The 19,116-nt window shown below is 40.5% G+C and carries 18 protein-coding genes; 11 read left to right on the forward strand and 7 right to left on the reverse strand.

What is annotated here, in order from left to right; genetic code table 11:
* The coding region (locus DBR11_RS04310) for a DUF4142 domain-containing protein (protein WP_108550383.1) at positions 1–473 on the forward strand (473 nt) is incomplete at its 5' end.
* 6 nt (positions 474–479) lie between these two features.
* On the opposite strand, the gene DBR11_RS04315 is transcribed toward DBR11_RS04310, so the two are convergent.
* Positions 480–1,565 (reverse strand): AI-2E family transporter, encoded by a 1,086-nt coding sequence (locus tag DBR11_RS04315; protein ID WP_108550384.1) that lies wholly within the window; start codon positions 1,563–1,565, stop codon positions 480–482.
* Positions 1,566–1,751: 186 nt separating this feature from the next.
* On the opposite strand from DBR11_RS04315, the gene DBR11_RS04320 reads away from it, so the two are divergent.
* A complete protein-coding gene (locus DBR11_RS04320) occupies positions 1,752–2,909 on the forward strand; it encodes a cell wall metabolism sensor histidine kinase WalK (RefSeq protein ID WP_158275205.1) in 1,158 nt (385 codons plus the stop codon).
* A 160-nt stretch (positions 2,910–3,069) separates the two neighbouring features.
* Positions 3,070–4,017 (forward strand): YihY/virulence factor BrkB family protein, encoded by a 948-nt coding sequence (locus DBR11_RS04325; protein WP_108550386.1) that lies wholly within the window; start codon positions 3,070–3,072, stop codon positions 4,015–4,017.
* A 101-nt stretch (positions 4,018–4,118) separates the two neighbouring features.
* On the opposite strand, the gene DBR11_RS04330 is transcribed toward DBR11_RS04325, so the two are convergent.
* Together DBR11_RS04330 and DBR11_RS04335 are read right to left on the reverse strand one after the other, a co-directional pair.
* On the reverse strand, positions 4,119–6,275 hold the full coding sequence (locus DBR11_RS04330) for a catalase (protein ID WP_108550387.1): 2,157 nt from the start codon (positions 6,273–6,275) through the stop codon (positions 4,119–4,121).
* 4 nt (positions 6,276–6,279) lie between these two features.
* On the reverse strand, positions 6,280–6,771 hold the full coding sequence (locus DBR11_RS04335) for an ankyrin repeat domain-containing protein (RefSeq protein WP_108550398.1): 492 nt from the start codon (positions 6,769–6,771) through the stop codon (positions 6,280–6,282).
* A 126-nt stretch (positions 6,772–6,897) separates the two neighbouring features.
* On the opposite strand from DBR11_RS04335, the gene DBR11_RS04340 reads away from it, so the two are divergent.
* Entirely contained in the window at positions 6,898–8,604 is a 1,707-nt protein-coding gene (locus DBR11_RS04340) for an FAD/NAD(P)-binding protein (RefSeq protein WP_108550399.1), read from the forward strand.
* A gap of 3 nt (positions 8,605–8,607) precedes the next feature.
* On the opposite strand, the gene DBR11_RS04345 is transcribed toward DBR11_RS04340, so the two are convergent.
* A complete protein-coding gene (locus DBR11_RS04345; RefSeq protein ID WP_108550388.1) occupies positions 8,608–8,793 on the reverse strand; it encodes a hypothetical protein in 186 nt (61 codons plus the stop codon).
* 148 nt (positions 8,794–8,941) lie between these two features.
* Between DBR11_RS04345 and DBR11_RS04350 the strand changes: the two genes are divergently transcribed.
* From DBR11_RS04350 to gap, 7 genes are all read left to right on the forward strand, one after another.
* Positions 8,942–9,403 (forward strand): PA2169 family four-helix-bundle protein, encoded by a 462-nt coding sequence (locus DBR11_RS04350; RefSeq protein WP_108550389.1) that lies wholly within the window; start codon positions 8,942–8,944, stop codon positions 9,401–9,403.
* 151 nt (positions 9,404–9,554) lie between these two features.
* Positions 9,555–9,761 (forward strand): hypothetical protein, encoded by a 207-nt coding sequence (locus DBR11_RS04355; protein ID WP_108550390.1) that lies wholly within the window; start codon positions 9,555–9,557, stop codon positions 9,759–9,761.
* Complete coding sequence (locus DBR11_RS04360; RefSeq protein ID WP_233260640.1) at positions 9,697–10,935, forward strand: acetate/propionate family kinase; 1,239 nt, start codon at positions 9,697–9,699, stop codon at positions 10,933–10,935. The genes DBR11_RS04355 and DBR11_RS04360 overlap by 65 nt, the downstream gene beginning before the upstream one ends.
* A gap of 26 nt (positions 10,936–10,961) precedes the next feature.
* Positions 10,962–13,343 carry a phosphoketolase gene (locus DBR11_RS04365; RefSeq protein WP_108550392.1) on the forward strand — a complete coding sequence of 794 codons (2,382 nt, stop codon included), beginning with the start codon at positions 10,962–10,964 and terminating at the stop codon, positions 13,341–13,343.
* A 42-nt stretch (positions 13,344–13,385) separates the two neighbouring features.
* A complete protein-coding gene (locus tag DBR11_RS04370; protein ID WP_108550393.1) occupies positions 13,386–14,135 on the forward strand; it encodes a class I SAM-dependent methyltransferase in 750 nt (249 codons plus the stop codon).
* Between the two features lie 97 nt (positions 14,136–14,232).
* On the forward strand, positions 14,233–15,300 hold the full coding sequence (locus DBR11_RS04375; RefSeq protein ID WP_108550394.1) for a GlxA family transcriptional regulator: 1,068 nt from the start codon (positions 14,233–14,235) through the stop codon (positions 15,298–15,300).
* Between the two features lie 10 nt (positions 15,301–15,310).
* Positions 15,311–16,288, forward strand: coding sequence for a type I glyceraldehyde-3-phosphate dehydrogenase (gene gap, locus DBR11_RS04380; RefSeq protein ID WP_108550395.1), 978 nt, complete (start codon positions 15,311–15,313; stop codon positions 16,286–16,288).
* A 10-nt stretch (positions 16,289–16,298) separates the two neighbouring features.
* Here the strand turns inward: gap and DBR11_RS04385 are convergent, their stop codons facing one another.
* From DBR11_RS04385 to DBR11_RS04395, 3 genes are read right to left on the reverse strand one after another with little or no spacing between them, the layout of a single operon-like run.
* Entirely contained in the window at positions 16,299–17,270 is a 972-nt protein-coding gene (locus DBR11_RS04385; protein WP_108550400.1) for an ABC transporter permease, read from the reverse strand.
* Positions 17,271–17,277: 7 nt separating this feature from the next.
* On the reverse strand, positions 17,278–18,225 hold the full coding sequence (locus tag DBR11_RS04390) for an ABC transporter ATP-binding protein (protein ID WP_108550396.1): 948 nt from the start codon (positions 18,223–18,225) through the stop codon (positions 17,278–17,280).
* A 4-nt stretch (positions 18,226–18,229) separates the two neighbouring features.
* Positions 18,230–19,087, reverse strand: a complete 858-nt coding sequence (locus DBR11_RS04395; protein ID WP_108550397.1) for an NEW3 domain-containing protein — start codon at positions 19,085–19,087, stop codon at positions 18,230–18,232.
* Positions 19,088–19,116 lie beyond the last annotated feature (29 nt).

Genomic DNA, 19,116 nt, shown 5'->3' on the forward strand with positions numbered 1-19,116 from the left:
TTATAGAGCAGGCAGCTGTTGGTGGAATGATGGAAATTGAAGCTGGTAATGACGCTCTGCAAAGATCGAAAAACCCAAAGATTAAGCAGCTTGCTCAGGTGATTGTAAATGACCATACTAAAGCCAATCAGGAACTGGACTCGATTGCAAGAAATAAGGGATTGAAACTTCCATCTGCCTATCCAATAGAAGAACAAAAACAGATCAGTGCCCTGAAGGAACTAAATGCTACTTCATTTGACCACAATTACCTCGGAATGATGGTTAAAGATCATATTTTGACTCTGGAGAAATTTAGGCTGGCTGCCAAATATGAAGATCCGGATATCAAAGCATTTGCACTTAAAACCATACCTGTTCTGGAAAGCCATTATGCTAAAGCAAATGCCTTGGATTCTTTATATATCAAACAGAAAGTGAACAATGGGGATGATCTATTAAATATCGATAAATCTTCAAAAAAACCTCATTAGTAAAATCTAGGAATGATACACAATATCATTAACCCGCTGATTCATTTTTGGGTCTTCGGGAAATCTTGTGAGGTAGAACTCTTCGTAATAAGCTTTAATAATCGCCGCCATGGGGGTTGCCAGTAATACACCCAATAGCCCGAAGGCAGCCCCCATGGCCAATAAAAGAAACAACAGGGATACAGGATGAATATTCATCGTTTTAGACCTTAGTTTGGGCATCAGAAAATCAGATACCAGTTCATTCATTAGTAAAAAGAAGACCAGGCACCAAAATGCTGTGCCAGGACTTACCGATAATGCAACAAGAGTAGGTGGGATGGCCATAATATAAAATCCAATTTTAGGGATAAGCTCTGAAAAAAAGGCAAGTGCCGCCCAAACAAGAGCGCCTGGTACATTTAAGAAACTCAAAACAGCAAAAACCAATACGGCCTGAACTAATCCTCCTATAAGATTGGATTTCATCCAGCCTCCTAACATAATAGAGGTATGTTGCAATGCTCTTTGAGCCTTTAGACGTTTCTCTGGCTCAAAAATAGAAAGGTACATTTCAACCACTGGCTTTGGATTGCTGACAAAGAAAATAATCATTGATATAAAAACTATGAATACAAAGACACCTCCAATTACACTGAAGGAAAAACTTCCAAGACCAATAATCGTTTTTCCCAAAGAGGGAATCGTTCCGGAAACCGCGCTGCCGTCTCCCTGAAGTTCTTTATTAAGCTCCGGGTATTTTTTTAATAAATGATTGAACTCATTTGATATGCTGTTCAAATAATCTGGAAGATTTCCTACAAGTGTATCTATTTGTTCGCCAATATGCGGAACTACCAGTACGCCAAGTAATGCGGTGACGATAAAGATGCTGCCTAAAATAATCAGAGAGGCAAGCCATCTTTTCATGCCTTTTTTTTCCAATTTTCCAACAGGCCGATTGATAATCAGACCAAGAACAATAGCGAAAAGGAATAAAATAACAATACTGATGACTTTATATAGGAACCACAGTAAAACTACCAGGCCAAAAGTGTATAAAATGATAGAAGTAATTAATCTGAAGATTTCTGGTCGAGGTTCCTGATTCATATCATTAGAACAGCCTGTTTATAGATTGGTTTTGAAAATCATTAAAGAGAAAGGAAATAATAGTAATAAGCTAAATAGTTTTATCAATATTTCGCAACGAAGATTAAGAATATGGTTATCTTCCATCTCAATTTTTAATGGAAAGCAAAAAGCTATCCTTCCCGGATCATGGAAGATATAAATAAAATGAAAGAGAAGCTCGCCCACTATGAGAGAGAGAACTATAAACTTATACAGCGCGTACTTGAACTTGAGAGGAGCGAAATCGAGTTAAGAAAGGCCGCGCGGTCTATGGAAGAGAAAAGCGCTACCCTCTCTGCTATTATCAAATCCAGTGATGATGCTATTGTTAGTAAAACCTTAGACGGGATTATAACAAGCTGGAATAGTTCAGCTGAGCGCATCTTTGGATATAATGAGCAGGAAATGATTGGCCAACCCATTCTTAAAATAATCCCAGAGGACCGGCAGGACGAAGAAGTTGAAATCCTCTCTAAATTAAGGCGGGGCATAAGAGTCGATCATTTTGAAACTAAAAGACTCACGAAAAATGGAATTCTATTGGATGTTTCGCTTACAATTTCACCTGTAAGAAACACAGCAGGGGCAATCATCGGCCTGTCAAAAATAGCAAGAGACATTTCAGAAAAGAAACTGGAGGAACATCGAAAACATAACTTTGTCGCCATGGTCAGTCATGAATTAAAAACACCTCTTACAGCCATAACTGCCTATATACAGATCTTGCTTCAAGTGTCAAAAAAAGATAGTAATCCGTTTTATTTAACAACCCTTACAAGGGCAGAAGCTCAGGCAAAAAAAATGATTTCCATGATCCAGGATTTTTTAAGTCTGGCCAGACTTGAAGAAGGGAAAATCCAGATTAATAAAGAGAAATTTGAATTGCACCCGCTCATTAAAGACCTTGCGGAGGATGCGCAGTTCTTAACCAGAAAACATACCATTAACCTGGTCAGCTGTGATAACATCTGGATCTATGGAGACCCTGAAAAACTTGGGCATGTTATTATGAACCTTTTAAACAATGCGATTAAGTATTCACCGGAAGGTGGAGCAATAACCATTCATTGCGAAAAGCAGAATGATTATATTAAAATTTCTGTTAAAGATGAAGGGGTTGGCATTAGCCCTATAGATCAGAAAAGACTATTTGAGCGATTTTATAGAGTGAATAACGATAAAATAAAAACAGTATCTGGATTTGGTATTGGTCTTTATCTCGCTTCGGAGATATTGCGTTTTCACGACAGCAAAATTCAAGTCGAAAGTCAGGAAGGCATTGGTTCAATATTTTCGTTTAGTTTAAATATACATCATTCCTGAATTTTAAGTTTTCCATTAAATAAATCCTATTCTGAATTTTTAAAAACTCTTTTTTAACGCACCTGTTTTATAGTTATCATATCCCAATGACTATGAAAAACAAATTGTGCTTAAATAAAGTGAGCTTCCCAAACAATCGTTCAAAGCTTAAACATTCAGAATGAAAAAAGAGAAGTTATCCTTCAGAGGAATCTGGAAAGTACTGAAAGATTCAGTAACGGGTTTTAGTGATCACAATGTTACCAAATTAAGCGGGTCCCTCGCTTATTATACTGTTTTTTCTATGGCACCACTGCTGGTGGTAATTATATCACTTTGCGGAATATTTCTCGGTGAAGAAGCGGCCCGGGGACAAATCTATTCTCAGCTTGAGGGTTTTTTAGGAAAAGATACGGCATTTCAATTGCAGCAACTGATTAGTAAGGCTGCAATTGGTGGTAAAGGAAGAGTCGCTTTTTTTATTGGAATTGGCACATTGCTGATCGGAGCAACCACAGTATTTGCCGATATCCAGGATTCCATTAACAGGATCTGGGGTCTTAAACCGAAACCAAAACGCGGCTGGTTAAAATTGATCCAGAACAGGTTCCTTTCCTTTTCAGTAATTATCAGTCTTGGGTTTTTACTGCTAGTGTCTCTCGCTGTTACAGCAGTTCTTGATGGATTTAGTAGTCGTTTACAAGCCAGGTATGAAGATGTTTCTGTCATCGTTTTCTATATCCTCAATACAATACTTACCCTGGTCGTTATTACTTCTATCTTTGGTGTGATCTTTAAAGTATTGCCTGATGCCGTTATCAAATGGAAAGATGTATTTTCGGGTGCTGTCGTTACAGCAGCCTTATTTATGATTGGGAAATTTGGTATTTCCTTATATATAGGACAAAGTAACGTAGGCAGCACCTACGGCGCTGCGGGATCCCTGGTTGTTTTACTATTGTGGACCTATTACTCTGCAATTATATTGTATTTCGGGGCAGAATTTACTAAAGCCTATGCGGTTGCTTACGGATCAGAAATCCTGCCGGCCCATTATGCGGTCACCACCAAAGAAGTTGAAGTGGAAACAGGGCATGCATCAGTTCAGGAGAATGCTGCTAATCCGTAATTGGGGCAGAAAACACTTCAGCAGAAAATCTGTGATCAGTTTAATTAAATCAAATACGGCTAACCTTTCAGTTAGCCGTATTTTTAAAATTCTAAAAAAGATCAGGCCGGAACCTTATCCTTTTTCTCCCTTTGCCAGAAACGATGTTGCGCAATCGCTTTAATGAAAGCATCAGGAGTAGAGTCTATCAAGATACCCGCTTTTGCATCTGTATTACCATCTTTCAACTTAGCACCTACATAACTTTGGTTGATCAGTTCAGTGCCTTTGCCGGTCGCTGCTATGGCTTTGCAATGTTTATACGTTTCATTGATAAAATGAACAGCATCAGGTTCAGCCAGTAAAGCATGAATACTTTTCTCTCCCCCAGGTACATATACCGCATCAAATACCACTGATGTACCTGTTAAGAAGCTCATGTCAATTTTGATCTCTTTACCAGTTGCATCTTTAAGCGTTCCATTTTTAGGTGCAACAACTTTAACCACAGCGCCGCCAGCGAGAAGGGCTTTTTTCATATCTCCAAAATCAGCGCCATCAACGCCGTCAGCAGCCAGGAAAGCAATTTGTCTGGTTTTAATACTGTCTTTTGGTGTATTGGCCATGCTTAAAGCTGGAGATTTTTCAATTTCTGATTTTACTTTGAGGGGCCGGTAATCTGCCGGATTGGCGTCTGCCCCAAGAACATGGTTAACAGGTTCTTCAGGTTTGCCTGCTTTTAAACCCAGACTATCCGCTACGGTGTTTGCAAGAGGAACACTAATTTGAGTAAGCAGGTTGACCATTCTTTGTCGAATTTCAACGGTCTCTACTTTTCCTAATTCAAACTTTAACGCATCCGCAATATGGTTTTGCTCGGGCTCAGACTGGCTGTCAAAGAACAAGGTGGCCTGACTGAAGAAATCCATAAAGCTTTTACTTCGTGCCCTGACTTTATGTGCATCAACACGTTCTTCATATGAAGAAAACCCACCTTCGGCTATTGTTGCCTGTGCAGGGCTGCCACCAGCTATAGAATTTGGATGATAACTGCTCTTTCCTACATTGATTTGCTGGCGCATATGCCCATCACGCTGATTATTATGGACCGTATTCACCGAACGGTTAATGGGGATTTCATGAAAATTAGGACTGCCCAGACGGGACAATTGTGTATCAGTGTAAGAGAATAAACGGCCCTGAAGTAAAGGGTCATTTGTGAAATCTATGCCCGGAACCAGATGACCAGGATGGAAGGCAACTTGTTCTACCTCTGCGAAGAAATTATCCGGATTGCGGTCTAGCACCATTTTGCCAATTCTCTGTACAGGTACCAATTCTTCCGGGATTAATTTAGTAGGATCCAGCAAATCGAAGCCGAACTTATGCTCATCTTCCTGTGCAACAATCTGCACGCCGAATTCCCATTCCGGGAACGCGCCGCTTTCAATAGCATCATGTAAATCTCTGCGGTGAAAATCTGGATCTTTTCCAGATATTTTTAAAGCTTCATCCCAGGCAACAGAATGCATTCCAAGGAGCGGTTTCCAGTGAAATTTGACAAAACTGGATTTTCCTTCGGCATTAATAAATCTAAATGTATGTACACCAAAACCTTCCATCATGCGAAGGCTTCTCGGAATTGCCCGGTCTGACATGGCCCACATAATCATATGCATAGATTCGGGAGTCAATGAAATAAAATCCCAAAAAGAATCGTGGGCTGTTGCAGCCTGAGGTATTTCATTGTCAGGTTCGGGTTTAGCGGCATGAATCAGATCTGGAAATTTAATTGCATCCTGGATAAAGAATACCGGCATGTTGTTACCAACCAAATCATAATTACCTTCCTGTGTATAAAACTTAACAGAAAACCCACGTACATCTCTTGCCAGATCCGTAGAGCCCCTGAATCCGGCAACTGTAGAAAAGCGTACGAAAACAGGTGTTTTTACAGAAGGGTCCTGAAGAAAACCCGCCTTGGTATATTTGGCCATGGATTCATAAACCTGGAAATAACCATGAGCACCAGAACCCCGGGCGTGTACAATCCGCTCTGGAATTCTTTCGTGGTCAAAATGCGTTATTTTTTCTCTCAGGATAAAATCTTCCAGTAAAGATGGCCCCCGTTCTCCAGCCTTCAGTGAATTCGTGTCATCATTAATTTTAAGACCCTGATCTGTGGTCATCAATTCACCCTGATCGGAAACGATATCCGGCGCGAGATCTTTCTGTTTTAAATTGACTGCGTTTTCAGCATTCGGTTTTTTCTTTTCCATTTTTTTACTGATTTATAGGTTGATGTTGTTTTAAAAGTTGAAGCCCCTTTTCGTTACCTTGTTGTACAGCGATGTCTAGTGCATTCATTCCCCGATTGTCTTTTATCGTCAGGTCTGCGCCATGTCGAAGGAGTAAGTTAATCAGTTCATTACGGCCAAACATAGCCGCAAACATTAAAGCAGTTCCTCCATTTCCGTTCAACAGATTCAGATCAGCTTGATGAGCAATAAGCAATTCCGCGATATCTACATATCCTTTAAAACAAACCCCCATAAGCGCGGTATTGCCACCTGAATCTGTACCGTTCACATCTGCCCCTGATTGAAGCAGTAGCCCGACGGCTTCCATTTGATGATTATAAGAAGCAATGATCAAAGGTGTATATCCTTTATCATCCCGGACCTCGAGCGTGGTCTTTAGGTCAACTATTTCTTGCAGTAATGGCAAATCGCCTGTCCGTGAGGCATGAATTAAAGCCGATGTGATATGATCCATGATCATAAGAACATCTCAAAATTGGAATTGTTCAATTAAGATGAGCGGTTTTTCTTTTTAATTTGAAGCCGGGCTTAAAACATTTGCGTTCCATTGTTGTTCATCCTACATTCTTTCTGTAAGCTTGTGAAAAATATAAAACATATCGCCATTCTTGGCGGAGGCCCTAGTGGCTTGTTCATGTTCAAACGATTGATTGAATCCGGTAGAACGGATATCAACATTAAGATATTTGAGCGGAAAAATAAACTGGGAGCGGGCATGCCCTATAGTGCAGAGGGTGCCAATGATGAACACATCACTAATGTTTCAAGTAATGAAATTCCGATGTTGGTTACCTCTCTGGCCGACTGGATCAATTCTGTGCCTAAAGATACCCTGGATAAATTTCATATTGACCCTACACGTTTCAACGAATATAAAGTGCTGCCCAGACTGCTTTTCGGTCAGTATCTCACTGCCCAGTTTGAGCTGTTACAGAAACAGGCACGAGAGAACGGGGTGGAATACCAGATCTATTACAATGCTGAGGCAACAGATATAACCGATTATCCCGAACAAGGAATGGTCGTGATAGAAATCAATGGTGAGGAGAAACTTGAATTTGATCAGGTCATCATTTGTACAGGTCATCACTGGCCTCAACGATATGAAGGAAGAGTTCCAGGCTATTTTGATTCTCCTTATCCACCGGTTAAATTAGGTTTAAAGCTAGACCATCCCGTTGCGATCAAAGGATCTTCCTTGACGGCTGTTGATGCCATCAGAACACTTGCCCGCCATAACGGATCTTTTAATAAGCAGTCTGATGGAAGTCTTTCCTACCAATTATACGAACACAGCCCTAATTTTAAGCTGATATTGCATACCCGGAACGGAATGCTACCCGCAGTCAGATTTCATTTAGAGGATTCTCATTTGTCTAACGATGAGCTGCTGAGTAAAGAAGAAATTGCTAAGCATATTGCTGAAAATGATGGCTTCTTGTCGTTGGATTATGTATTTGAACATGATTTCAAGCTGCCTATAAAAGAAAAGCAGCCCGGATTTTATGAACAAATTAAAGATATGAACCTGGAGGAATTTGTGGCGGCAATGATGAATCTTCGTGAAAGGATGGATCCCTTCCAATTGCTTAAAGCAGAATATGCAGAAGCAGAGAAATCGATCAGGCGGAAAGAATCTGTTTACTGGAAAGAGATGCTTGGTGTATTGAGTTTTGCCTTAAACTACCCGGCAAAGCATTTATCGGCCGAAGATATGCAACGTCTTCAAAAAACGCTTACACCATTAATCTCCATCGTTATTGCCTATATCCCGCAAAGTTCAAGTGAAGAATTGATGGCCATGCATCAGGCGGGCGTGCTTGATCTGATTTCTGTGGGAGATGATAGCCGGGTAGAAGCAAGTGATGAAGGAGGGGCTACCTATAATTATACAGATGAAACTGGTAAAAATCTCTCCGTTTATTTTAATACCTATGTAGATTGCGTAGGCCAACCGCATATGGCTTTTGAAGATTTTCCTTTTAAAAGCCTATTGAACAAGGGTACTGTCAGTCCCGCAATGCTTAAATTCCGGTCTGTGCAGGAAGGTCAAAAGGCGATGGAGGAAGGAAAAGATGTCAGACAAGATTCAAAAGGAAATTATTATTTAAAGGTTTCAGGTATTGCCATCAATGATTACTTTCAGGTGGTGGATGCTTATGGTGCTTTTAACGATCGTATTTACATCATGGCAGTTCCTTATATAGGTGGTTACAATCCGGACTACTCTGGTCTGGATTTCAGTGAAGCAGCCTCGGCGGCGATTGTTAAACGACTCTTGATCTAATTTTTACCCCTTTTTATGCCACTGCACCAATTCCAGGTATATCTTATTAGAAATTGCCAATTCAGATTGCTTCCTTTTGAGTTCTGCAATTTGCTTGTCCTTATCCATATTAGCTGGTAATGACAGATAGCCTATTACATTCCCAGTCTGATAGTTAATAAATTCGTACTGTAATTGCGGCTGTTCCATGACAAAATGCTTTTTAAGATAAATCGCTCTAAGCTAATAACCAATAGAGTAAAGGAATGTTTTATATTCTTTTGGAAGGATAGTGTGTAGAAAAAATCAAAACTTTTCTATTTAGGGCTTGTTCCATTTACACATCAATCTTTAAAAAATGGAAAACAAAACATTAAACACCGAAGTGCTGAACGACCTGATCGAAATTAACAATGACAGGATCGCCGGCTATCAGAAAGCATCAGAAGACTTACCTGCAGAAGATACAGATCTTAAATCTGTATTTGCAGAAATGATTAGACAAAGTCAGCAAAACAAATCTGCATTAACTCAGGAAGTACAGGTTTTGGGAGATGAACCAGAAAAAGGTACTACGAATTCAGGGAAAATCTATCGGGCATGGATGGATGTGAAAGCTGTTTTTACCGGACATGATCGTCAGACCGTATTGGATAATTGTGAATTTGGAGAAGATGCGGCAAAAAAAGCATATAAATCGGCATTAGAAACTGAAGGTTTATCTGCCCATCTGCACACATTGATTTCAGAACAACAGGCCACATTGAAGCAGTCGCATGATAAAATCAAACATTTACGTGACCAGTACGTTGAAAAATAGACTTATTTTAAACAGAGAGCCCCGTCTATTGACGGGGCTTTTTTATGAAGGAATAACAGATCTAATGCTAATTCTTAAGAATGTTTGACTTTTGTTCTTGCTAAAACTTTGAGTCTGAAGTTTTGTTACCTTATATATATAGTTTATAGTCATGGCTAAAAAGGTTGTTAATCTTTCTTTACCAGACGGTCCCAGGGATGGTTTGGATAATACGGGAACGCAAGGGTATGATTCTCTGAGTGATGATGGTTTTACCGGTTCTTCGAAAAAACCGAAAGAGCATCCGGATGATCATGAAAGTCATACCGGCAGTTCATCAGCGGATTTTGATGACCACGGGAGCGAGGAAGGTGATTAAGTTTTACTTAGTGATCAACTGCGGATCTTCGAGCTTAAAATTTAGTTTGTATGATTCTGCCGCTCTGGCGCAAGTCTGGTCAGGCAGTATTAGCCCAATAGGAACAGGAACAGGTCAAATGCTGATCAAAACAAATGAAGGTAAAATATTAGAAAGCCGGAGGGCAAAATTTCAGGATCTGGATTTGGCTGTACAGGAAGTTATTAAATGGCTGGAAAATAAAAGAGATTCTTACCCCCTGAAGGCAATTGGACACAGGCTTGTACAGGGCGGTCCAAACCACAGACAACCAGAGTTTGTTACGCCAGTTTTGTTAAAAACATTGAGACAATTCGTTTACCTGGCACCTAATCATTTACCCGACGAACTGATGGCTATTAAAGCATTTGGAGCTGTCTTTTGTCAGGTACCTCAAGTGGTGTGCTTTGACACAGCTTTTCACAGAGATATACCTTCTGTTGCCAAATATTATCCACTACCGGAAAAATATAAGAAAAAAGGATTGATGAAATATGGATTTCATGGTTTGTCTTATCAATATATCCTTCAGGAGCTTTTAAACGAAGATCAATTGGCCAGCAAAAAGAAAATCATCATCGCCCATCTGGGTAACGGGGCTAGCATGGCAGCAGTTAATAATGGCAGTAGTGTAGATACCACCATGGGCATTAGTCCTATTGGTGGATTAGTTATGGGTACCCGCAGTGGGGACCTTGATCCCGGTGCCTTATTGTTTATCCTAAAGCAGGATCATCTGACTGTGGACCAGTTGGATGATTTGCTGAGTAAAAAGTCTGGCTTAAAGGCCATTGCCGGAAAGAGCGGGGTACAGGAATTACTTGAAGCAGAGCAGACTGATCTAAAAGCAAAAGAGGCTCTCCGTGTATTTTGCTACTCGGCAAAAAAATATATTGGATCCCTCAGTGCGGCTATGGGCGGTTTGGATATGCTGGTGTTTACCGGAGGAATTGGTGAACATTCATCTATCATTCGTGAACGGATTTGTGCAGAGCTGGAATTTATGGGAATTGATCTGGACAAACCTAAAAATACGATGCACAAAAATCCTCTATCAAAGAAAAATAGCAGGGTAGCTGTTCTTGTTATCCCAACCAATGAAGAATTAATGATAGCCAGACTGGTTGGACATCTTTTGAGCAATAAAAAAAAATGAATCATACCAATTCTTAAATAATTATCATGGAAGCAATACCAGTCAATACGACAGATCATACTTTATCAACAGATTTACTTCAAAAAATAGATGCTTATTGGCGCGCGTCGAATTACCTGTCTGTAGGGCAGTTATACCTTCGGCACAATCCCTTGCTTAAAGAACCACTCCAGTTGGAACATGTAAAGAATATGCTGCTGGGTCATTGGGGAACCACACCGGGGCAGAATTTTATTTATACCCACTTAAACCGGATCATTAATCAGTACGATCTAAACATGATTTATATTTCTGGCCCGGGGCATGGCGGTCCCGCTGTAGTGGCGGGCACTTATCTGGAAGGAACTTATTCCGAAGTTTATCCGAATATCACCCAAGACGAGGATGGCTTGCGTAAATTGTTTACCCAGTTTTCTTATCCTGGTGGAATTCCCAGCCATGCTTCACCACAAACACCGGGATCTATACATGAAGGAGGGGAGCTGGGCTATTCCTTGAGTCATGCTTTTGGGGCTGTTTTGGATAATCCAGATTTGGTTGTTGCTTGTGTGGTGGGCGATGGGGAAGCGGAAACTGGTCCGCTGGCTACTGCATGGCATTCCAATAAATTCATCAATCCATTGACCGATGGAACTGTGTTGCCTATTTTACACCTGAATGGTTATAAGATTTCTAACCCCACGGTTCTGGCGCGTATCAGCCATGAAGAACTGGAGCAGTTAATCCGCGGCTATGGCTGGGACCCTATTTTTGTAGAAGGAGAGGAACCCGGACAAATGCATCGGGATATGGCAGCAGCATTGGACGAATCGGTTGAAAGAATCAAGCAGATTAAATATCATGCTGAACAGTCAGATAGCCGTCCGCGCTGGCCGATGATTGTACTGCGATCTCCTAAAGGATGGACAGGACCTAAGCAAGTCGATGGTTTTAAAATTGAAGGTAATTTCCGTTCGCACCAAATCCCTCTGGCGGTATCGGCTTCGGCACCAGGAGAACACTTGCAAATGCTCGAAGACTGGATGAAAAGTTATCGTCCGGATGAACTATTTGATGAACAGGGAAAATTGATTCCTGAACTGGCAGAGCTGGCTCCGAAGGGTAATCGTAGAATGGGGGCAAATCCCCATGCTAACGGAGGCAATTTATTACGTGACTTAAGGCTGCCGGACTTCAGGAGATATGCCATTGCTGTGGAAAACCCAGGTGCCGATGGTGAAGGCGATACCTTTGTTTGCGGACGATTTTTGAGGGATGTCATCCGGGAAAATCAGGAAAAACGTAATTTTAGAATCTTCGGTCCTGATGAAACGGTATCCAACCGGCTGGACGCCATATTTGAGGTAACAAACAGACAATGGGATGCCCCAATAACAGCGCATGACGAATTTCTTGCAGCCGATGGAAGTGTAATGGAAATGTTGAGTGAGCACCAGTGCGAAGGCTGGCTCGAGGGTTATCTGCTTACAGGAAGACATGGTCTTTTCAATTGTTATGAAGCCTTTATACATATCGTTGATTCGATGTTTAATCAACATGCCAAATGGTTGAAAGCGAGTTTGGAACTGCCTTGGAGGAGACGGATCGCATCCCTGAATATATTGCTAACCTCCACTGTGTGGCGTCAGGATCACAATGGCTTTACCCACCAGGATCCTGGTTTTCTGGATCATGTAGTGAATAAAAAGGCCAATATTGTTCGGGTATATTTACCGCCGGACACCAATTGTCTCTTATCTGTAATGGATCATTGCCTACGCAGTTATCATTACGTGAATGTTGTTGTGGCTGGTAAACATCCTGCACCGCAATGGCTAAATATGGAGCAGGCCGTGGAGCATTGTACACGTGGTATTGGTATTTGGGATTTTGCCAGTAACGATAGAGAGGGCGGGCCTGATGTCATTATGGCTTGTAGCGGCGATGTGCCAACTTTGGAAACCTTAGCCGCGGTTTCCATTTTGCGAGAACAATTACCAGAACTGAAAATCCGGGTAATCAATGTGGTTGATTTGTTCAAACTACAAAAAAGTACAGAGCATAGTCATGGCCTAACCGATAAGGACTATGATGCCTTATTTACAGTGGACAAGCCCGTTGTGTTTGCTTTCCATGGTTATCCCTGGCTGGTCCACCGGCTTACCTATAACCGGGCAAACAATATGAATATGCATGTACGCGGTTATAAAGAAGAAGGAACCATTACAACTTCTTTTGACATGACCGTACTGAATGAGATGGATCGATTCCATTTGGTTATTGATGTTATCGATCGCCTACCGCAAACTGGCAGCAAGGGCGTTTATTTGAAGCAATTATTGCAGGATAAACTGATAGCACATAAGCTTTATATCAATACCAACGGAAAAGACATGCCCGAGATATTGGATTGGAAATGGAAAATATAAAATAACGAATTGAATACATAGGCAATTGGTCATCAATACAGTATGAGAAAAGATAATACAAACCGATTTTCAAACAGAGTTGCAGATTATATTAAATTTCGCCCTGCATATCCAACAGAAATGATAAGCATTTTGGAAAACGAAATTGGGTTGAGCCAGGAAAAAGTAATTGCCGATATAGGTTCAGGAACAGGAATATCTTCTGTACCATTTCTGAAAAATGGAAATTTTGTTTTTGGTGTTGAGCCCAATAAAGAAATGAGGGAAGCACAAGAACATATCCTCAGGGATTTTGCAAATTTCAAAAGTGTTGATGGGACATCAGAGCAGACAACCTTACCAGATAAAAGCATTGATATTATATTTAGCGGACAGGCCTTTCATTGGTTTGATAAAAACGATAGTAAAATCGAATTTTCAAGGATATTAAGAGATAGTGGAAATATTGTTTTGGTTTGGAATTCCCGAAGCACCAAATCAGATTTTCAAAACGGGTATGAACAAGTTCTTTCCGACAACATCAAAGAGTATAAAGATGTTAATCATAGAAACATAGAAGACCGGGATATTGCAAATTTCTTCAGTCCTAAGATGATGAATATTGTTGTGTTGGATAACGAACAAGAGTTTGATTTGGAAGGATTGAAAGGAAGGTTAAGATCCTCCTCATATTGTCCTAAAGAGGGTATCCTTTATGAAAGGCTTATGAAGGAATTAGAAAATCTATTTGTAAAATATCAGAAGGATGATTTAATATCATTTGTTTACGAAACAAAAATATATTGGTGCTGAACAGTATTTTACTTGAGTTCGGATCTACCAACGTTTTGGCTCAAATTGTATAAAATATGTCCTTTGAGACAGATAAATTAGATTATAAATTTGTCTTATGCACAAGGATAGAAGTTTGATTGCTATTGATCAGCAGAGAAAACAAGTTGTGATTGTCGCAATGGCCGGCAATATGTTACTTGATTTTGCAGGCCCTGCCGATGTTTTTACAAATGCCAATAAGTGTTTAAATTTAACTGGTTCAAAATCAGGTTATGATGTTTTAATTGTATCTCCCACAACTAATAAAATATTGAGGACTTCGGCCGGTATTGAAATGGTTTGTCAGCATAGTGCAATGGAAATTACGAAGCCAATTGATACCTTAATTGTTGCGGGAAATGACTTTCAAACGCTCCAAAAATCAGAATATACTGATTTCTGCAATTGGTTATCAGTTATCAATGAAAATAACACTCGCAGAATAGGATCAGTTTGTGGGGGGGCATTTGCATTAGCGGAAGCGGGGCTGTTGAATGGGAAAAAAGCAACAACACACTGGCAATTGACTGAAAGGTTAAAGAAAGAATATCCGCTTGTGGATGTGAATAGTAATGCTTTTTATACAAATGATGGAAATATATACACCTCAGGTGGGGTGTCTTCAGGAATTGACCTTGCTCTTGCATTGTTGGAGGAAGACCATGGAAAAGATATTGCCATTCAGGTTGCCCGCAGATTGGTTTTTTATTTATCCAGACCCGGCTTTCAGGTTCAGTTTGCTAACCTGTTGCCAGTTTATGAAAATTCAAATATTGCAAAAAAGCTGCATGATTGGGTGATCAAAAACCTTGATCAATCCTTGGATGTAGTCCGGATTGCCGACCATTTGAATATGAGTCCAAGAAATTTTACACGTGTCTTTCACAAGCAAAGCGGTTTGCCGCCTGCTAAGTTTATAGAGAAATTAAGAATCGAAACGGCAAGGAAATATCTGGAAGACACCGATATGCCGCTTGAAAGCATTGCTGAAAAATGTGGGTTAGGTGGACTGGTTTCCATGAGACGATCATTTCTGAGGCATTTAATGACTACGCCTTCTGATTATCGCCGGGCATTCAGGACATCACTCAAAATACCAGGAATGAACGAAATTATTCAGCCTGATTTACATAGTACTAATTAATTAAAATAAGATGAAGATTGCAATTAATGGATTTGGTCGTATTGGCAGAATGACCCTTAGAGCTTTACAAAATAAAACCGAAATAGAAATAGTTGCCATAAATGATTTGACAGATATCCAAACGCTGGCACATTTGCTTAAATACGATACTGCTCACGGACGCTTTCCGGGTGAAGTAACCATAGATGGGGACACAATGATCGTAAACGGCAAAAGGATTCTTCTGCTAAGTGAAAGAAATCCGGAGAAACTTCCATGGGCAGAACTGGCTATCGATGTTGTTATAGAATCTACCGGGCGATTTACAGATAAATCCTCCTCGAGTTCACATATTCATGCAGGAGCAAAGAAAGTGCTGATTACTGCACCCGCTACTGGTGGCGTGAAAACTATAGTACACGGTGTTAACAATGATCTTATTGAGGACGATTTGATTTATTCAACAGCATCTTGTACGACAGGAAGTATTGCTCCGGTATTAGCTATATTGGATAAAGAATTTGGAATTGAATCCGGATATATGATCACGGTTCACGCATTTACCGCTGATCAAAATCTGCAGGATGCGCCTCACAAAGACCTGCGAAGGGCACGTGCAGCGTCTTATTCTATTATTCCAACAACCACAGGCGCAGCCAAAGCCATAGGCGAGGTATTGCCTAATTTAAAAGGTAAAATGGATGGTTATTCGTATCGTGTTCCGGTGATTGATGCTTCCATAGTAGATTTATCTATTAACCTGAAGAAAGAGGTTTCCGTAGATGATCTGAACAACCTGTTTAAATCTTATGCTGACAATTCCTTTAAAGGCATTCTGGAATACACGGAAGAACCTTTTGTATCTTCGGATATTCTCGGCAATACGCACTCCTCGATTGTAGATGGGAGCCTCACCAAAACTATTGGTAAAATGGTGAAGGTCGTTGCCTGGTATGATAATGAAGTAGGCATTTCTAACAGGATAGCTGAGTTAGTGACTTTGTTGTAAGATGAAATATTTAACTCCGAATCTCCCGGCGCATGAATAAATAGTAGGAAAGTGCAAAACAAGCTACAGTTGCTCCGATCAAGCCGCTGACCTGTGGCCATACGATCATTAAGCTTTCCCTAAAGGGAAGTGGAGAAGGTATTGCCCCAGCCATTTGTTGCATTGTCATTGGTCCCAGACTTCTAACCGATGGCATCAGCAGGGTCGTAGTCGCATCGGTATAAAGTTGATTGGGAGCAATGCGCAGCAGATCCAGAATAAATTCATTGTAAAACTGAATTTGATCCTGCGTCAAAAAACTGGGATCGGGTAAAAAGGACCTGATGATCAGATTAACAATGATCTGGTAAAAAACAGTGAAAAATAACCATATCCCTATTGCAGTAAGAGCCGAAGTTGCTGCCTGCCTAAACTTGATTGATAGCACGATGGATAAACTCAACCAAAAGCCAACATAGGTTATACTGATCAGGATGAAACCAAGTATCCTTAGCAATTCTTGTGGTTCCATTCTTACACCAGTCAAAATCAATCCGCCCCCAATCATTAATAAGGTTAAGACTAAAAATAAGGCGCCGACCATAATTAGGGCGCTCACAAATTTGGCCAATAATAAATTATCCCTATAAATAGGCTGAGCCATAAGTCTTGTAAGCGTTCCATTATTTTGCTCAGCATTAATCGCATCGAATCCTAAACTGATCCCTAATAATGGTGCTAAAAAGCTCAGAAAAACATGAAAGGGAGGTATGGAATTATCAGTTGTGGTGAGCAGTTTAAGGTATAGGAAAGTATGGTCCGGATCATTTGCATTTCCGATAGCTGCCCGGATATTGCTTAATGAGACATACATCGATGCTACAAATGTGAGTATAATCAAGCCCATCAGTACAATAAAGCGCCAGCTGCGGATATGATCTGCCATTTCTTTGCGGACTATTACACTGAAAGGACTTATTATCTGGATTTTTTTTGATGCCATATTTTTCTCAATTATCATTCTCAAAATATTTTTGATAAATGTCATCCAAACCATAATTTTTTTGATGTACACTTATGATATCATATCCCTTTTCGACTAGAAAACGGACCAAAGCGGGCGTGATATTCTGTGTGCATTCAAATTCTATTGTGTTTTGATTTATATTGATGTTTTTAATTGTTTCCCATTGCGCCAACTCGTGTTCGGGTAACCAGGGACCGGAAATAAATTCTGACAGGCTAATGGATACGACGTGACCTTTATGATTAAACAAATCGCCCGATAGGGTATCAATGTTTCCCTGGGCTAATAATTTGCCCTTCACAAAAATACCTACCCGATCACAAACTTGTTGTACATGGTGTAAATGATGCGAAGAAAGCAGCACCGTCAGTCCTTGTTCTTTGCTCAAGCGCTTGAGCAGCAACAGAAATTCCCTGACACCACTAGGATCTATTCCCAGCGTTGGTTCATCCAGTATGATCACGTCAGGCTGCTTAATCAATACATCAGCCAGGCCCAGACGCTGCTTCATACCACGGGAAAAGGTTGATGTTTTCTTATGCATAGATGAAGAAAGCCCAACGATGTCCATTATTTCTAAGGCACGAGTACGATTCCCCTTCCCGGGAAGTCCATTCAATCTTGCAATATATATCAGATTTTCCAGCGCAGTCATGTGATCATAAAAACCTAAGCTATCTGGCATATAGCCCACTTTTCTCTTTACAGAAATGGGATCACTTGTTGCATTATAACCACAAACAAATGCAGAACCATTTGTTGGATCAGTAAGCCCCAGCATCATTAATATGGTAGTCGTTTTACCAGCTCCGTTAGGACCCAGTAATCCAAAGATCTCACCCTTATTTATGTCCAGGTTGAGGTTATCAACAGCTCTTTGGGAACCGTAACACTTAGTCAGGTCCCTGAGTTTTATAATAGGATCTTTCATTTTTCTATCTTCTACCGTACTTGCGGATCAGATAATAAACCAGGGAAACGGCCGATAGGATGATCAGTACACCTATCCATCCAGAAATCCACGACGTTGTGACCACCATCCTAAAAGCAGCCTGAGAATTGCCATTACTGTTTGTAGCGGTAAAAGTGGCTGCATAATCTCCAGCGATTGTCTTATCGGGAACTTTAATGCTCGCTGTTATGGCCTGTGTTTTTCCTGGCTCCAATTGGGTAACTTTCGAAGGCTCAAAAGAAGCTTCCCAATTAGCAGGTAATTGGGAGGACAGCTCAATGTCTTTTAACGGTAAAGTACCAGAGTTTTTTATCTCCAGATGGATTTCCTTACGACCTCCAGAGGTTAGTTCTTCACTCAGTTTTCCGCTAGGTGTGGTTAAGGTTATGCCATACGACCCTTTAACCACGGCTTCCAGGCTTAATGATAATGTATCCTTATTGGCAATCGCCTTTACAGGTAAGGGGTATTTCCCTGGAGAGGTATTTGGGGTAGCATTAACCTCTATAGATATATCACGTGTGCTTCCCGCGGCCATGTTGATGGAGGTAATCTGACTACCGTCGATCTTGTAACTGATCATCCAGCCAGCAGGAAGACTGGTTTTGAATTCATAGATGACAGATTTAGCAGATCCATTATGTAAGGTCGTATTGTAACGAAAGGTTTCATTCGTTGCAGCCTCAATATTGATCAATTTTGCAGTAAAGCCAGAATGACCGTCAATACTGGCAACCGGGTTTTGGGCATAGAGTGCAAGAGGGGCTTTAAAAAGGAACAAGAGAAATGATAAAAAGCTTAACCTCGCACAAAAATGAGTAAGTGAGAATTTTTTTAACATGATCTAAACACTAGAATTTTAATAATAAT

The organism is Pedobacter sp. HMWF019, assembly GCF_003061025.1.
GTDB lineage: Bacteria > Bacteroidota > Bacteroidia > Sphingobacteriales > Sphingobacteriaceae > Pedobacter.

Bases quoted from the DNA above. Each gene is read 5' to 3' on its own strand.
- DBR11_RS04315 (WP_108550384.1), bottom strand. From the start codon at position 1,565: ATGAATCAGGAACCTCGACCAGAAATCTTCAGATTAATTACTTCTATC.
- DBR11_RS04320 (WP_158275205.1), top strand. From the start codon at position 1,752: ATGAAAGAGAAGCTCGCCCACTATGAGAGAGAGAACTATAAACTTATA.
- DBR11_RS04325 (WP_108550386.1), top strand. From the start codon at position 3,070: ATGAAAAAAGAGAAGTTATCCTTCAGAGGAATCTGGAAAGTACTGAAA.
- DBR11_RS04330 (WP_108550387.1), bottom strand. From the start codon at position 6,275: ATGGAAAAGAAAAAACCGAATGCTGAAAACGCAGTCAATTTAAAACAG.
- DBR11_RS04335 (WP_108550398.1), bottom strand. From the start codon at position 6,771: ATGGATCATATCACATCGGCTTTAATTCATGCCTCACGGACAGGCGAT.
- DBR11_RS04345 (WP_108550388.1), bottom strand. From the start codon at position 8,793: ATGGAACAGCCGCAATTACAGTACGAATTTATTAACTATCAGACTGGG.
- DBR11_RS04350 (WP_108550389.1), top strand. From the start codon at position 8,942: ATGGAAAACAAAACATTAAACACCGAAGTGCTGAACGACCTGATCGAA.
- DBR11_RS04355 (WP_108550390.1), top strand. From the start codon at position 9,555: ATGGCTAAAAAGGTTGTTAATCTTTCTTTACCAGACGGTCCCAGGGAT.
- DBR11_RS04360 (WP_233260640.1), top strand. From the start codon at position 9,697: ATGAAAGTCATACCGGCAGTTCATCAGCGGATTTTGATGACCACGGGA.
- DBR11_RS04365 (WP_108550392.1), top strand. From the start codon at position 10,962: ATGGAAGCAATACCAGTCAATACGACAGATCATACTTTATCAACAGAT.
- DBR11_RS04370 (WP_108550393.1), top strand. From the start codon at position 13,386: ATGAGAAAAGATAATACAAACCGATTTTCAAACAGAGTTGCAGATTAT.
- DBR11_RS04375 (WP_108550394.1), top strand. From the start codon at position 14,233: ATGCACAAGGATAGAAGTTTGATTGCTATTGATCAGCAGAGAAAACAA.
- gap (WP_108550395.1), top strand. From the start codon at position 15,311: ATGAAGATTGCAATTAATGGATTTGGTCGTATTGGCAGAATGACCCTT.
- DBR11_RS04385 (WP_108550400.1), bottom strand. From the start codon at position 17,270: ATGGCATCAAAAAAAATCCAGATAATAAGTCCTTTCAGTGTAATAGTC.
- DBR11_RS04390 (WP_108550396.1), bottom strand. From the start codon at position 18,225: ATGAAAGATCCTATTATAAAACTCAGGGACCTGACTAAGTGTTACGGT.
- DBR11_RS04395 (WP_108550397.1), bottom strand. From the start codon at position 19,087: ATGTTAAAAAAATTCTCACTTACTCATTTTTGTGCGAGGTTAAGCTTT.